Source organism: Pseudomonas sp. PDM05, assembly GCF_014851685.1.
Taxonomy (GTDB): Bacteria; Pseudomonadota; Gammaproteobacteria; order Pseudomonadales; family Pseudomonadaceae; genus Aquipseudomonas.
The window spans coordinates 263703-276312 of sequence record NZ_JACVAC010000006.1; the positions used below are offsets into that span (position 1 = coordinate 263703).

The 12610-nt window shown below is 62.1% G+C and carries 12 protein-coding genes; 8 read left to right on the top strand and 4 right to left on the bottom strand.

The annotated features are described in order from the left end of the window. The first annotated feature begins 1 nt into the window (after position 1). The 4 genes from IB241_RS14830 to IB241_RS14845 all read left to right on the top strand — a co-directional run bounded on the left by IB241_RS14830 (position 2) and on the right by IB241_RS14845 (position 3305). Positions 2 to 712 carry an ABC transporter ATP-binding protein gene (locus IB241_RS14830; protein WP_192299084.1) on the top strand — a complete coding sequence of 237 codons (711 nt, stop codon included), beginning with the start codon at positions 2 to 4 and terminating at the stop codon, positions 710 to 712. Between the two features lies 1 nt (position 713). Further along, on the top strand, positions 714 to 1979 hold the full coding sequence (locus IB241_RS14835) for an ABC transporter permease (RefSeq protein ID WP_192299085.1): 1266 nt from the start codon (positions 714 to 716) through the stop codon (positions 1977 to 1979). 11 nt (positions 1980 to 1990) lie between these two features. Further along, on the top strand, positions 1991 to 2509 hold the full coding sequence (locus IB241_RS14840) for a DUF3299 domain-containing protein (protein ID WP_192299086.1): 519 nt from the start codon (positions 1991 to 1993) through the stop codon (positions 2507 to 2509). Positions 2510 to 2606: 97 nt separating this feature from the next. Further along, positions 2607 to 3305 carry an OmpW/AlkL family protein gene (locus tag IB241_RS14845; RefSeq protein ID WP_192299087.1) on the top strand — a complete coding sequence of 233 codons (699 nt, stop codon included), beginning with the start codon at positions 2607 to 2609 and terminating at the stop codon, positions 3303 to 3305. A 155-nt stretch (positions 3306 to 3460) separates the two neighbouring features. Here the strand turns inward: IB241_RS14845 and IB241_RS14850 are convergent, their stop codons facing one another. After that, positions 3461 to 4345 carry a sugar nucleotide-binding protein gene (locus tag IB241_RS14850; RefSeq protein ID WP_192299088.1) on the bottom strand — a complete coding sequence of 295 codons (885 nt, stop codon included), beginning with the start codon at positions 4343 to 4345 and terminating at the stop codon, positions 3461 to 3463. A gap of 87 nt (positions 4346 to 4432) precedes the next feature. Continuing rightward, positions 4433 to 6517: a mechanosensitive ion channel family protein gene (locus tag IB241_RS14855; protein ID WP_192299089.1), complete on the bottom strand. Its 2085-nt coding sequence runs from the start codon at positions 6515 to 6517 to the stop codon at positions 4433 to 4435. A gap of 170 nt (positions 6518 to 6687) precedes the next feature. Here IB241_RS14855 and IB241_RS14860 point away from each other — a divergent pair, with 170 nt between their 5' ends. Genes IB241_RS14860 through IB241_RS14870 form a run of 3 tightly spaced genes read left to right on the top strand, consistent with a single transcriptional unit; the run spans position 6688 to position 9672 of the window. After that, positions 6688 to 7467 carry an endonuclease/exonuclease/phosphatase family protein gene (locus tag IB241_RS14860; protein ID WP_192299090.1) on the top strand — a complete coding sequence of 260 codons (780 nt, stop codon included), beginning with the start codon at positions 6688 to 6690 and terminating at the stop codon, positions 7465 to 7467. Next, positions 7464 to 8726 (top strand): cardiolipin synthase ClsB, encoded by a 1263-nt coding sequence (gene clsB / locus IB241_RS14865; protein WP_192299091.1) that lies wholly within the window; start codon positions 7464 to 7466, stop codon positions 8724 to 8726. The genes IB241_RS14860 and clsB overlap by 4 nt, the downstream gene beginning before the upstream one ends. After that, a complete protein-coding gene (locus IB241_RS14870; protein ID WP_192299092.1) occupies positions 8716 to 9672 on the top strand; it encodes a lysylphosphatidylglycerol synthase domain-containing protein in 957 nt (318 codons plus the stop codon). Before clsB ends, IB241_RS14870 begins: the two co-directional genes overlap by 11 nt. A 454-nt stretch (positions 9673 to 10126) precedes the next feature. Here IB241_RS14870 and IB241_RS14875 read toward each other — a convergent pair whose 3' ends face one another. Then, positions 10127 to 11086 carry a GlxA family transcriptional regulator gene (locus IB241_RS14875; RefSeq protein ID WP_192299093.1) on the bottom strand — a complete coding sequence of 320 codons (960 nt, stop codon included), beginning with the start codon at positions 11084 to 11086 and terminating at the stop codon, positions 10127 to 10129. Positions 11087 to 11182: 96 nt separating this feature from the next. On the opposite strand from IB241_RS14875, the gene IB241_RS14880 reads away from it, so the two are divergent. Then, complete coding sequence (locus tag IB241_RS14880) at positions 11183 to 11746, top strand: cysteine hydrolase family protein (RefSeq protein WP_192299094.1); 564 nt, start codon at positions 11183 to 11185, stop codon at positions 11744 to 11746. A gap of 21 nt (positions 11747 to 11767) precedes the next feature. Here the strand turns inward: IB241_RS14880 and tam are convergent, their stop codons facing one another. Beyond that, a complete protein-coding gene (tam, locus tag IB241_RS14885) occupies positions 11768 to 12529 on the bottom strand; it encodes a trans-aconitate 2-methyltransferase (RefSeq protein ID WP_192299095.1) in 762 nt (253 codons plus the stop codon). Positions 12530 to 12610 lie beyond the last annotated feature (81 nt).

Below are 12610 nucleotides of genomic sequence, written 5' to 3' on the forward strand. Positions count from 1 at the left end.
CATGACCCAAGCACTGATCGAACTGTCCGACCTGGGCTTCAACTGGCCCGGTCACCCGCAGTTGCTCGACATCCCCGCGTTCCGCCTGGACGCGGGTGAAAGCCTGTTCCTCAAGGGCCCTAGCGGCAGCGGCAAAACCACGCTGCTGGGCCTGCTCGGCGGTGTGCAAACGCCCAGCCAGGGCAGCATCCGCCTGCTCGGCCAGGAGCTGACCGAGCTTTCGGCCGGCGCCCGCGACCGCTTCCGCGTCGACCACACCGGCTATATCTTCCAGCAGTTCAACCTGCTGCCGTTCCTGTCGGTGCGCGAGAATGTCGAGTTGCCCTGCCACTTTTCCAAGCTGCGTGCGCAACGGGCCAGGCAGCGCCACGGCAGTGTCGATCAAGCCGCCGCGACCTTGCTCGCGCACCTCGGCTTGAAGGATAAAACCTTGCTGGAACGCCGCGCCGATTCACTGTCCATCGGCCAACAACAACGTGTCGCCGCCGCCCGTGCATTGATCGGCCAACCGGAACTGGTGATCGCCGACGAGCCCACCTCGGCCCTGGACTACGACGCCCGCGAGGCTTTCCTTCAGCTGTTGTTCGCCGAATGCCGCGAAGCCGGCGCCAGCCTGCTGTTTGTGAGCCACGATCAAAGCCTGGCTGCGCTGTTCGACCGCCACCTGTCGCTGGCCGAACTCAATCGCGCCGCCACGCCCGCAGAGGTTTGAGATGTATCTGTTCCGTCTAGCCATGGCCAGCCTGGCTAACCGCCGCTTTACCGCGATCCTCACGGCCTTCGCCATCGCCCTCTCGGTGTGCCTGCTGCTGGCGGTAGAGCGTGTGCGCGTCGAGGCGCGCAACAGTTTCGCCAGCACCATCAGCGGCACCGACCTGATCGTCGGCGCCCGCTCCGGCTCGGTGAACCTGCTGCTGTACTCGGTGTTCCGCATCGGCAATGCCACCAACAACATCCGCTGGGACAGCTACGAGCACTTCGCCGCCAACCCCCAGGTGAAATGGGCGATCCCGATTTCCCTCGGCGACTCTCATCGTGGCTACCGCGTGATGGGCACCAACGAATCCTACTTCGAGCACTATCAGTACGGCCGCAAGCAACACCTCGAACTGGCCAGCGGCCGCGCCTTCGCCAGCGACCCGTTCGAAGTGGTGCTCGGCGCCGAAGTCGCCGAGGCGTTGCACTACAAGCTCGGCGACAAGCTGGTACTGGCCCATGGCGTGGCGGTGGTCAGCCTGGTCAAGCACGACGACAAACCCTTCACCGTGGTCGGCATCCTCAAACGCACCGGCACCCCGGTAGACCGCACGTTGCACATCAGCCTGGGCGGCATGGAGGCGATCCACATCGACTGGCACAACGGCGTGCCGGCCCAGGGCAAAGGCCGTATCAGCGCAGATCAGGCGCGCAACATGGACCTCACCCCGCAGGCCATCACTGCGTTCATGCTGGGCCTGAACAACAAGATTTCCACGTTCGCCCTGCAACGGGAGATCAATGAATTCCGTGGCGAGCCGATGCTGGCGATCTTGCCGGGCGTGGCGCTGCAAGAGTTGTGGAGCATGATGAGCACCGCCGAAAAAGCGCTGTTCGTGATCTCGCTGTTCGTGGTGCTGACCGGTTTGATCGGCATGCTCACAGCGATCCTCACCAGCCTCAACGAGCGCCGCCGCGAAATGGCGATCTTGCGCTCGGTGGGCGCACGTCCGTGGCACATCGCGACATTGCTGATCTTCGAGGCCTTCGCCCTGGCGCTGTCCGGCGTGGTCGCGGGCATTGGCTTGCTGTACGTGTGCATCGCCGCCTCGCGTGGGTACTTGCAGGCCAACTACGGCCTGGACTTGCCGATGGCATGGCCAAGCGAATATGAATGGACGTTGCTCGCCGGTATCCTGGCCGCCGCGCTGTTGATGGGAGGCGTGCCCGCGTGGCGTGCCTATCGACAATCCCTGGCCGACGGCCTGTCCATTCGTTTATGAGGAAGGCTTCGATGCGTCGTGCCCTGTTTGCGCTGTTGCTGCTGATGAGCGTGCCTGCCTGGGCTGCCGGGCAGCCCAAGGATTTGTCGTGGCAGGAGATGATCCCGCCGGATGCGCCGCCGGAAGTACCGAACATGAAACCGCTGCACGACCTGTCGAACATGGCCGATACCTTATCGGTCGAAGCGGCGCCGGCCGCCAAGCAGGACCTGCCCAACGCCCCCGTGGTACAGGCCCTCGACGGCCAGCACATCCGCCTGCCGGGCTATATCGTGCCGCTGGAAGTCAGCGAAGAAGGCCGCACCACCGAGTTCTTGCTGGTGCCGTATTTCGGCGCATGCATCCATGTGCCACCGCCGCCGTCGAACCAGATCGTGCATGTCAAAAGCGAAGTCGGCGTGAAACTCGATGAGCTATACCAGCCGTATTGGATCGAGGGCGCGATGCAGGTCAAGCCGTCCACCAGCGAGCTGGCCGACGCCGGTTACCAGATGGAGGCCGAGAAGATTTACATGTACGAACTGCAGTAATAACGCTGATCGCCCTTTCATTGAGCTGAATCAAAAGACCGCACGGAACGATCTTTACCATTGGACCTACAACTTTTAAACGTCCCCTGGAGCTCCCATGAACAAGTCACTGCTCGGCGCGTCCCTCTTCGCGCTCGCCCTCGTCGCCCCTGTTGCCCACGCTCACGAAGCGGGCGACATCCTGGTTCGCGCCGGTGCCATTACCGTCAACCCGAAGGCCGACAGCGGCACCGTAAAGGTTGACCAGGGCCCACTGGCAGGCGCCAACCTGGGCGGCAAGGCGACCATGAGCAGCGACACCCAACTGGGCCTGAACTTCGCCTACATGCTGACCAACCACGTCGGTATCGAACTGCTGGCCGCCACGCCGTTCGAACATGACGTGAAGATCAAGAACACCGCCCTCGGCGCCGCCAACGGCAAGCTCGGCACCCTGAAACACCTGCCGCCGACCCTGAGCGTCGTGTACTACCCGCTGGACAACAAGTCTGCCTTCCAACCGTACGTGGGCGCCGGTATCAACTACACCTGGATCTACGACGAGCACGTCGGCAGCCGCGCTCAAGGCGCCGGTTTCAGCAACTTCAAGGCTGAAAACTCCTGGGGCTGGGCCGCACAGATCGGTGCGGACTACATGATCAACGACAAGTGGATGATCAACGCCCAGGCGCGCTACATCGACATCAGCACCAAGGCCACCGTGGAAAACAACGCCGTGGCACCTGGCACTCGTGCCAAGGTCAATGTGGACGTGGACCCGATGGTCTACATGGTGGGTATCGGCTACAAGTTCTAAGCGGCAGCGCATAACCCATGTGGGAGCTGGCCTCTGTGGGAGCTGGCTTGCCTGCGATAGCAACACCTCGGTATCACTGATACACCGAGGTGTCTGCATCGCGGGCAAGCCCGGCTCCCACAGCGGTCAGCTCCCACATTTGCGTTTGGGCTGTGTCAGCTGTGACGGTAGTAACGATCCAGCAACGCCGGCAACCCCGCCCGCCAGGCCCGTGGTTTGATACCAAAGGTGTGCAGGATCTTCTTGCAGGCCAGCACCGCATGCTGCGGTTCGTCACCCGCATCCGGCCGGGCCGCATGGGCCTGGGCGGTGGGTGATTCGATGGCCAATGGGTGGTAATTGCGCGCTTCGGTGAGGATCGCCTGGCCCAGCGCCAACGGTGTGGTCGCCTCTTGGCCCGCGTAGTGATAGGTGCCCCACAACGGCGCCGCGCAATCGAGCTGCTTGAGCACCGAAATGATCACCCGCGCCGCATCGTCCACGGGCGTCGGATTGCCGCGACGGTCGTCCGCCATCAGCAATTCGTCCGGTTTCTCGGCACGGGCCAGGAAGCGCCCGAGGGAGCCCTCGACACTGTCATCCAGCAGCCAGCCAAACCGTAGCAACACATGTTGCGGGCAGGTGGCGCGCACGCTCTGTTCGATACGCCACAACGCCTGGCCGCGCAGGCCCAGGGGCACCGGCTCGTCTTTTTCGCTGTAGGCGGTGGCGCGGGAGCCATCGAACACCCGGTAGCTGGAGGGTTGCAGCAAGGTGATGGTGTGGTGCTGGCACAGTTCGGCCAGGCGTTCGATGGCGAACTCCTGGGCGGCCAGACGGGTTTCGCTGACGGCTTCGGCCTGGAACCAGTCGAAATAGTAGGCGAGGTTGATCAACGCATCGGGACGGGTGTCGTCGAGCAATTGGGTAAGGCTCGCGGCATCCCAGCCGTCTTGGGGCGGTTTGGGGGCGAGGAAACCGATGTCTTCCTCTGCACCGAGGCGAATCAGCGCCTGCCCGAGGGCATTCCCGCCGCCCAACAACATAAGGCGCATTCGCATAGATTGAGCAGGCCCGGTCAGTTTGGAACGATGGCTATTTAAGTATTGGTCAGAATCGTTGCATTTTGCGGGTTTGTAGCGCAACCGTCACGGATTAACTGTTTTCGTGCTGGCCGCGGCCGGGTCATGCTCAAGGGTTGCTCGTGCGGGCACCAGGACCTGCTGTGGATAAGTCTGCGCGAACTGCACCTCGGCACAGTTATCCACAAGCTTTTTCAAGCGCTGGTTGAACGCACGGCTCACCGCGTATTGCCCGCCCGACACCGTGCGGAACTGCGCCGTGAGCACCACGCCATTGAGGTCCATCTTGTCGACGCCAAACACCTCCAGCGGCCCTTGCAGGTTGTACTTGAGGAACACATCGTCGCGAATCGACTGCCCCGCCTCGCGGATCAACTCTACGGCCTTGTCCACATCGGTGTCGTAGGTGAACTGCACCGAGAAGAACGCATAGGCAAATTGCCGCGACTGGTTGGTGACCGCCTTGATCTGCCCGAACGGCACCGAATGCACAAACCCCTTGCCGTCACGCAGGCGCAACGTGCGAATGGTCAAGCCCTCGACCGTACCGGCGTGGCCCGAGTCGAGCACCACCCAGTCGCCGATGGACAGCGTGTCTTCGATGATGATGAACAGCCCGGTGATCACATCCTGCACCAGTTGCTGCGAACCAAAACCGATCGCCAGGCCGACCACTCCGGCACCCGCCAGCAGCGGCGCAACGTTGATCCCCAGATTGGCCATGGTGGTGATCGCGCAGATCACCACCAGGATGATCTTCACCGCATTGCGCACCAGCGGCAGGATGGTTTTCACCCGAGTGCTCGGCTGGCGGCTGGAGCGTTTGTTCACCGGCGGTTTCAAGGCTTCCTGGATCGCGGTGTCGAGCACCACCCAGAACAGCCAGGTCATCAACAGGATCAGGCCGATGCTGCTGAGTGAATCGCTGATCGCCCGGCCGATGGAATTGCGCTCGGCGAACTCGAACAACGAGACACCCCAGATGCGCCCGAGGATCTCGATAAAGCCGATCGCCATGGCAATGCGCAGGATTGCGTGCAGCAGGCTGAGAAAACGCTCCTTGTAGGCACTGCTGCGCTGGATCGCCACCTGGCTGCGCGACTTGAACAGATGTTGCAGCACGGTACTGAGGAACACGGTGCCGATCAGCAGGATCGTGGTGAACAAGGCGCAGCGCAGGGCTTTTTGATTGTCGTCGCCGGCGCCAATCAGATTGATCGCCGAGACCAGCACCATCAACAGGATCGGCCAGTACCACAGCCCGGAAAACACCCGCAGGGATTGTTGCAACGCCGGATGCTTGAGGCGCTGGGCCAGCGGCCGATTGCGAATCAGATGGGCCACCGGGCGGCGCAGGCGCACGACCAGTACGCCAAAGATCACGGCGGCAAACAGGCCGGTAAATACCGCGACGCTGCTGGTGATATTGCCGCCGAGTTGGCGAGCGATTTGCGGGCTGGTCAGGGCATCACTGAGGGCAGCCAGGAAGCCGATCAGGAACAGCGGCTTGGGACAATAATTGCGAATAATCCGCACCGCCGAACGCTTGTGACCGAGATTGAACATGACGATCACGCAAAGCAGCATCGATGTGGAAAAGATCCCGCTGCTGGTGGCGTAGGCAAAACACAGCGCCAGCGCACGTCCTACGGAAGTCGGTAAAAAGTGGCTGACATAGAGGGTCAGCGGCAGACAAATCAGTGCGGGAATCGTATAGGGCACCACGTACCCGAGCAGCGCCTGCAGGCGCTCGCGCGGCTCAAACCATGGGCGTCGCCCCAAGCGCTGCACAATCAAGCGCCCGAGCAACGTCAGCAAGGCAAACGCACCGACCCACACCCCGGACAACAAGACGAAGTCCCCGGCCACGCTCCATGGCGAACGCTCGGACGTCTGATCGACCAACCGCCCTACTTCATCCGCCGCGCGATCGGCGCGCAGGCGCCAGGCGTCGATGAGGCCCTGGTTGAGGTCGAGCTGCTGTTGCACATCGTCGATGCTGGAACTGATGGCCCCCAACAGCCCGCCTTCCACCAATAACTCAGGCTTGGCCGGTGCTTGGGCTTCGGGCGCGGAATCCGCGGCGTACAGGGCGCCGCTGGCGCACAACAGCAGCGCGGCGAGCAGGAATGCAGTCTTGAAATTCAGCAAAACACCGGACTCCTTGCAGATGGGTCTGTAAGGAACTGACGGGATTGAGGCTTGATCGTTCCCCCGCGCGGCCATGTTTATGCCATCCGTAGGACGCTGGAAACTTTCCGCGGCCCCTTAGAGTCAGCCTTAAACGAGGGTAAGCCCCCAACTCTTTTTCAGGAGCAACCATGGCTGCGATCCCCGACTGGATGCCCATCACCCCCAACGTCGCCATCACTCGGTTCACGGTGCTGACGGTCAATATCCACAAGGGTTTTACCGCCCTGAACCGGCGATTCATCCTGCCCGAGCTGCGCGAAGCGGTGCGTGCCGTGGGCGCGGACATGGTGTTCCTGCAGGAAATCCATGGCACCCACGAACGCCACCCGCAGCGCTACAGCGACTGGCCCAACATGCCACAGTACGAATTCCTCGCCGACAGCATCTGGCCGCAGTTCGCCTACGGACGCAACGCCGTCTATCCCCACGGCGATCACGGCAACGCGCTGCTGTCGAAATTCCAGATCGTGCGCTATGACAACCTCGACATTTCCCAGAGCGGCCATGAAAACCGCGGCCTCCTGCATTGTGTGCTGCGCCTGCCGGGCAGCGGCCATGAGGTGCACGCGATCTGCATCCACCTGGGCCTGCGCGAGGTCCATCGCCAGCAACAGTTGCGCCTGCTGGAGCAGCGCATTCGCGAGATTCCCGCCGAAGCGCCGCTGGTGGTCGCTGGCGATTTCAACGACTGGCGGCAGAAGGCCGACTTGAGCCAGAGCGGCCTCACCGAAGTATTCGTGCAGGCCCATGGCAAGCCGGCGCGCACGTTCCCGGCGCGGCTGCCGTTGCTGCCTCTGGACCGTATCTACGTGCGCAACCTCAAGGTACACAACCCCCAGGTGTTGACCACGCGGCCCTGGTCGCATTTGTCTGACCATGTGCCGCTGTCGGTGGAGATCGAGCTATGAACATTGCCGTCGAACACATCGCCACCGACCAGCCGCCGGATCAAACCAAGGCCCGTGACCTGGATTACGGCTGGCAGAGCGGTAACCAGGTTGAGTTGCTGGAAAACGGCGAAGCGTACTTCCCCAAGGTGTTCGAGGTATTGCGCCAGGCGCAGCGGGAGATCCTGCTGGAGACCTTTATCCTGTTCGAAGACAAGGTAGGCCTTGAGCTGCAAGGCGTGCTCATTGAGGCGGCCCGGCGTGGGGTGAAGGTGGTGGTCAGCCTGGACGGTTTTGGTTGCGGTGAGTTGCAGCCGGCGTTTCTCGGCGAATTGGCCGACGCCGGCGTGACGGTGCAGATGTTCGACCCCGCGTCCAAGACCCTGGGCATTCGCACCAACTGGTTTCGCCGCTTGCATCGCAAGATTGTGGTCGTGGACGCCAACGTGGCGTTTATCGGCGGGATCAATTTTTCGGCGGATCACCTGGGGGATTTCGGCCCTGAGGCCAAGCAGGATTACGCCGTGCAGGTGACGGGCCCGGCGGTGGCGGACTTGCATCACTTCGCCCTGGCGCAGAGCGGTCGCCAGGTGCGAATGCGGCGCGGCTGGCGGCGGCGTCAGCAACCACCGTCAGCGTGGCCCGGTGATCAAGGCGAGGGGCTGGTGCGCCTGATTTACCGTGACAACCTGCAACACCGCGATGACATCGAAGAAGCCTATATCCATGCCCTGGGCAAGGCGCAGACACGCGTGGTGATAGCCAACGCGTACTTCTTCCCCGGCTACCGCCTGCTGCGCGCAATCCGCAATGCGGCGCGCCGGGGCGTACAGGTGCAACTGATCATGCAGGGCCAGCCCGATGTGCTGCTGGCCAAGCTGGCGGCGCGCATGCTCTACGACTACTTGCTCAAGGACGGCGTGGTGATCCACGAATATTGCCAGCGCCCACTGCACGGCAAGGTCGCGCTGGTGGATGAAGAGTGGAGCACCGTGGGCTCAAGCAACCTGGACCCGCTGAGCCTGTCGCTGAACCTGGAGGCCAACGTGTTGATTCATGACCGCCGGTTCAACCAACAGCTGTACGAGCGCCTGCAAACCCTAGCGAAAGACCACTGTCAGACCATGCCGGAAAACCGCAAGCCGCGTTTATGGCTATGGCGGTTGACCGTGGGGTTCCTGGTGTTTCATGTGATGCGTCACTTCCCCGCGCTGACGGGTTGGTTGCCAGCGCACAAGCCGCGGTTGAAACCCATCGAGAGCCAGGCCCATGACCTCTGAAGCCAGCGCTTCGCGCTTTGCCAACTGGAAGAAACCACTGACCGTGTTGTTCTTCCTGGCGCTGATTGTGCTGTTCACCCTCCTCGCCCGACGCATCGATTGGAGTGAAGTGCTGCAGACCCTGGGCGATTTCAAGCTGCGCACCTTGTTGATCGCGGGCGCGCTGACGCTGTGCAGTTTTCTGGTGTACGCCAGCTTCGATCTGATCGGCCGCACCTACATCCGCCAGAACCTGGGCTGGAAACAGATTCTGCCGGTGGGGATCATCAGTTATGCGTTCAACCTCAACCTCAGCGCCTGGGTCGGCGGCATTGCCATGCGCTATCGATTGTATTCGCGGCTGGGGGTGAGCAACGGCAATATCGCCAAGATCCTCGGCCTGAGCCTGGCAACCAATTGGTTTGGCTACATGGCGCTGGCCGGGGTGGTGTTCAGCAGCGGCCTGGTGCGCATGCCGCCGGGCTGGAAAGTCAGCACCGGCGCGTTGCAGGGCATTGGCCTGGTGTTGGTGCTGGCGAGCCTGGGGTATCTGGCAGCGTGCCAGTTTTGCAAAAAGCGCGCGTGGGCGATCCGGGGCATGGAGATCAATCTGCCGTCGGTGCGCATGGCATGCCTGCAACTGGCCTTGGGCGCGTTGAACTGGTCGCTGATGGCGGCGGTGATCTTCACCCTGCTGCCGGCCAAGCTCGATTATCCACTGGTGTTGGGGGTATTGCTGATCAGCGCGATTGCCGGTGTGCTCACCCATGTTCCTGCGGGTTTGGGCGTGCTCGAGGCGGTGTTTATCGCGCTGTTGCAGCATGAGGCGTCGCGGGGCAGTTTATTGGCGGGGTTGATTGCCTACCGGGCGATTTATTTTATTGTGCCGCTGTTGATTGCATTGGTGATGTACCTCGCGGTAGAGGCCAAGGCCAAGGCGTTGCGGGTGAAGAAGGCACCGGCTTGAATCGCTGTTGATTGATCTATTGCCTTCGCGGGCAAGCCCGCTCCCACAGTTGAAATGCATTCTCCCTGCTGGAATGCATTCTCCCTGCTGGAATGCATTCTTCCTGCTGGAATGCATTCTTCCTGCTGGAATGCACTCTCCTGTGGGAGCGGGCTTGCCCGCGAAGGCGGCGTCAATGACACCCTGCTTATCGGGACTGGATGATTGGTGTCGACCTCATGCTGCGCAGCCCCCTCGCGGGTGGAGTGGGCGACTACGAGTTTCTTGCGTTGTGTCGGGGTCATGCGTTCCCCTCGGCTGTGCAGCCCTGTGTGTAGGGGAAGGAATGCAGGGATCACGCCAAGGCCCGCAGAGTACAGAAGGCTGTCAAATCAAGCCGTTACGCAAAAAGCGATGGCATAACGCCTGTTTTATTCTGCACGAGGCGGCCGTGATTCGGTGGTGTTCTGCACGATCAGACACCAAACCGACTGCGGTAATCACTGGGGGCCAGGCCGGTGATTTTCTTGAAGGTGGCACGAAAGGCGCTGGGGTCTTGGTAACCCACGGTCCAGGCGATGTGGTCGATGGTGCCGTTGGTGAATTCAAGCATTTGCCGCGCCTTGCCCACGCGCAGGTGCTGACAGTATTCGGTGGGTTTCAACCCCGTGGCACTGCGAAAGCGCCGTAGGAAAGTGCGCTCTTCCAGGCCCGCCTCTTGCGCCATGGCCGCGACGCTGACATCCACTGCGCCGCTGGCTTGCAGCCAATGCTGAACCTTGAGGATCGCGCCGTCGCCATGCCCGAGAATCGGCGCGAAGTTGCTGCCGCATTGGCTGGCGCTGTCACTGTGTTCGATCACCAGAAAACGCGCAGTATCCGCTGCAACACTCGGCCCCATCAGCCGGTCGACCAGGCGCAGGCCCAGTTCGGACCAGGCCATCAGCCCGGCGGTGGTGATCAGGTCGCCGTCATCGACGATGGGTTTGTCCGCTTCCAGGCGCACAGCGGGAAAGCGCCTGGCGAAGGACTGGGCGGAGGACCAGTGGGTGGTGGCGCTACGCCCGTCCAACAGACCGCTGCGCGCCAGCATGATCGAACCGATACACACGCCGCCGAGCACTGTACCCATCGCGTGCTGCTGGCGGATCCATTCCAGCAGCGCCGGCGGCGCTTGTTCTTCGGTAAAGTCGCCAATGGCGGGTGGCACCAAGACGGCCATCATCGGTTGATCAGGGCCAGGATGGCTGTCGAATACCCGCGCAGGTGTGCCGGTGACATCCACCTGCCAATGACTGACCCGCAGCAACGGCAACTGCGCAGATTGATGCTCGGCGGCGATCCGGTTGGCCACGCCAAACAGGTCGGTCAAACCGTGCACGGCGGCCAGTTGCGCGCCTTGGTAGATCAACACACCCAATTCAACAACAGCCATTGTCAGTTTTCCCCCTGTTTTTGTCGGTGCAGCCAATCCCGGGTGCACACGCCAGCTAAGATACTGGGCCTATCAACCCATCACGAGGCAATACACATGGCCAAGAGAGCACTCATCCTAATCGATATACAGAACGACTACTTCCCGCAGGGCAAGTGGCCGCTCGACGGCGTGGACGCCGCTGCGGACAAGGCGGCGCAGGTGCTGCAAGCGTTTCGGCAGGCCGGGGATGCGGTGATTCACGTGCGCCATGAGTTCACCTCCGAGGACGCGCCGTTCTTCACGCCGGGCTCCGAAGGCGCGCATTTGCATGCAAAGGTGCTGAACCAAGGCAACGAGCCGGTGGTGCTGAAGCACTTCGTCAACGCGTTTCGCGAAACCAACCTGCGTGCATTGCTGGAGCAACGCAGCATCACCGAACTGGTGGTGGTCGGCAGCATGAGCCATATGTGCATCGATGCCGTGGTGAGGGCGGCGGCGGATCTGGGCTACAAGGTCACGCTGATTCACGATGCCTGCGCGACGCGGGACCTGGAGTTCAATGGCCGAGTGATTCCGGCCGCGCAAGTGCACGATGCGTATATGGCATCGTTGGCGTTCGGTTACGCAGGCGTGGTTTCGGCGGACGAATACCTGAAGGCGCAAGCGACGGCGGCATGACCGTCACTTGCTCGGCCGGTGTCAGCGGGAAGCGATGATAAACAGGCGCGGGAATGGCAGCAGGACAGTACCATCGGCCAGGGCTGGGTAAGCTTGGGTAATCCGTGCCTGGTATTGCTGTAGGAACGCAGCCTTTTCGCTATCGGTAAGCGCTGCAAGGAATGGGCGTAATGCCGAGCCTTTGAACCACTCCACCACGGCCGCGTGATTCGCCAACGGGTGCAGGTAGGTGGTGCGCCATATATCGACGGTGCTGCAATGTTGGCTCAGCAGCTCGTAGTAGTAACTCGCGGTGTGGCGCTCGTTGTGTCTGACCGCGCCGATCTTGGCGGCCCAGGGACCATCCGTTGCGACTTCGCGGGCGAGCCGGTGGGCGGGTTCGTCGAGGTTGTCCGGGGTTTGCACGGCCAGGGTGCCGCCGGGTGCCAGTTGGCTGACCAGGTGCGGATAGAGTGTGGCGTGGTCCGGCAGCCATTGCAGCGAGGCGTTGGCCAGGATCACGTCGAGTGGTTGCGCCGGGCTCCAGTCGCCAATATCCGCCAGTTCGAAATTCAGCGCCGGCAGGCGTTTACGCGCGTCGGCCAGCATGTCGACGGAGCTGTCCATGCCAGTGACGTGGGCGTCTGGGAAACGCTCGGCCAATACTTCAGTGGAATTGCCGGGGCCGCAGCCCAGGTCGACGGCGCTGTGGACTTCGGTGTCAGGAATGGCCGCGACCAAATCCCGGACTGGGCGGGTACGCTGTTGTTCGAACATCGTGTACTGCTTGGCAGACCAGGTCATGGCGACTCTCCTTCGCTTGAGGTGGGCCACAGCCTAAATCTTGTGAGGCGTGACGACAAACCCGCCGAAACACCACGCCGA

Excerpts from the sequence above, each read along its gene's own strand:
- tam (WP_192299095.1), bottom strand. The coding sequence starts at position 12,529 with ATGACCTGGTCTGCCAAGCAGTACACGATGTTCGAACAACAGCGTACC.
- IB241_RS14835 (WP_192299085.1), top strand. The coding sequence starts at position 714 with ATGTATCTGTTCCGTCTAGCCATGGCCAGCCTGGCTAACCGCCGCTTT.
- clsB (WP_192299091.1), top strand. The coding sequence starts at position 7,464 with ATGAACATTGCCGTCGAACACATCGCCACCGACCAGCCGCCGGATCAA.
- IB241_RS14840 (WP_192299086.1), top strand. The coding sequence starts at position 1,991 with ATGCGTCGTGCCCTGTTTGCGCTGTTGCTGCTGATGAGCGTGCCTGCC.
- IB241_RS14880 (WP_192299094.1), top strand. The coding sequence starts at position 11,183 with ATGGCCAAGAGAGCACTCATCCTAATCGATATACAGAACGACTACTTC.
- IB241_RS14845 (WP_192299087.1), top strand. The coding sequence starts at position 2,607 with ATGAACAAGTCACTGCTCGGCGCGTCCCTCTTCGCGCTCGCCCTCGTC.
- IB241_RS14860 (WP_192299090.1), top strand. The coding sequence starts at position 6,688 with ATGGCTGCGATCCCCGACTGGATGCCCATCACCCCCAACGTCGCCATC.
- IB241_RS14870 (WP_192299092.1), top strand. The coding sequence starts at position 8,716 with ATGACCTCTGAAGCCAGCGCTTCGCGCTTTGCCAACTGGAAGAAACCA.
- IB241_RS14830 (WP_192299084.1), top strand. The coding sequence starts at position 2 with ATGACCCAAGCACTGATCGAACTGTCCGACCTGGGCTTCAACTGGCCC.
- IB241_RS14875 (WP_192299093.1), bottom strand. The coding sequence starts at position 11,086 with ATGGCTGTTGTTGAATTGGGTGTGTTGATCTACCAAGGCGCGCAACTG.
- IB241_RS14850 (WP_192299088.1), bottom strand. The coding sequence starts at position 4,345 with ATGCGAATGCGCCTTATGTTGTTGGGCGGCGGGAATGCCCTCGGGCAG.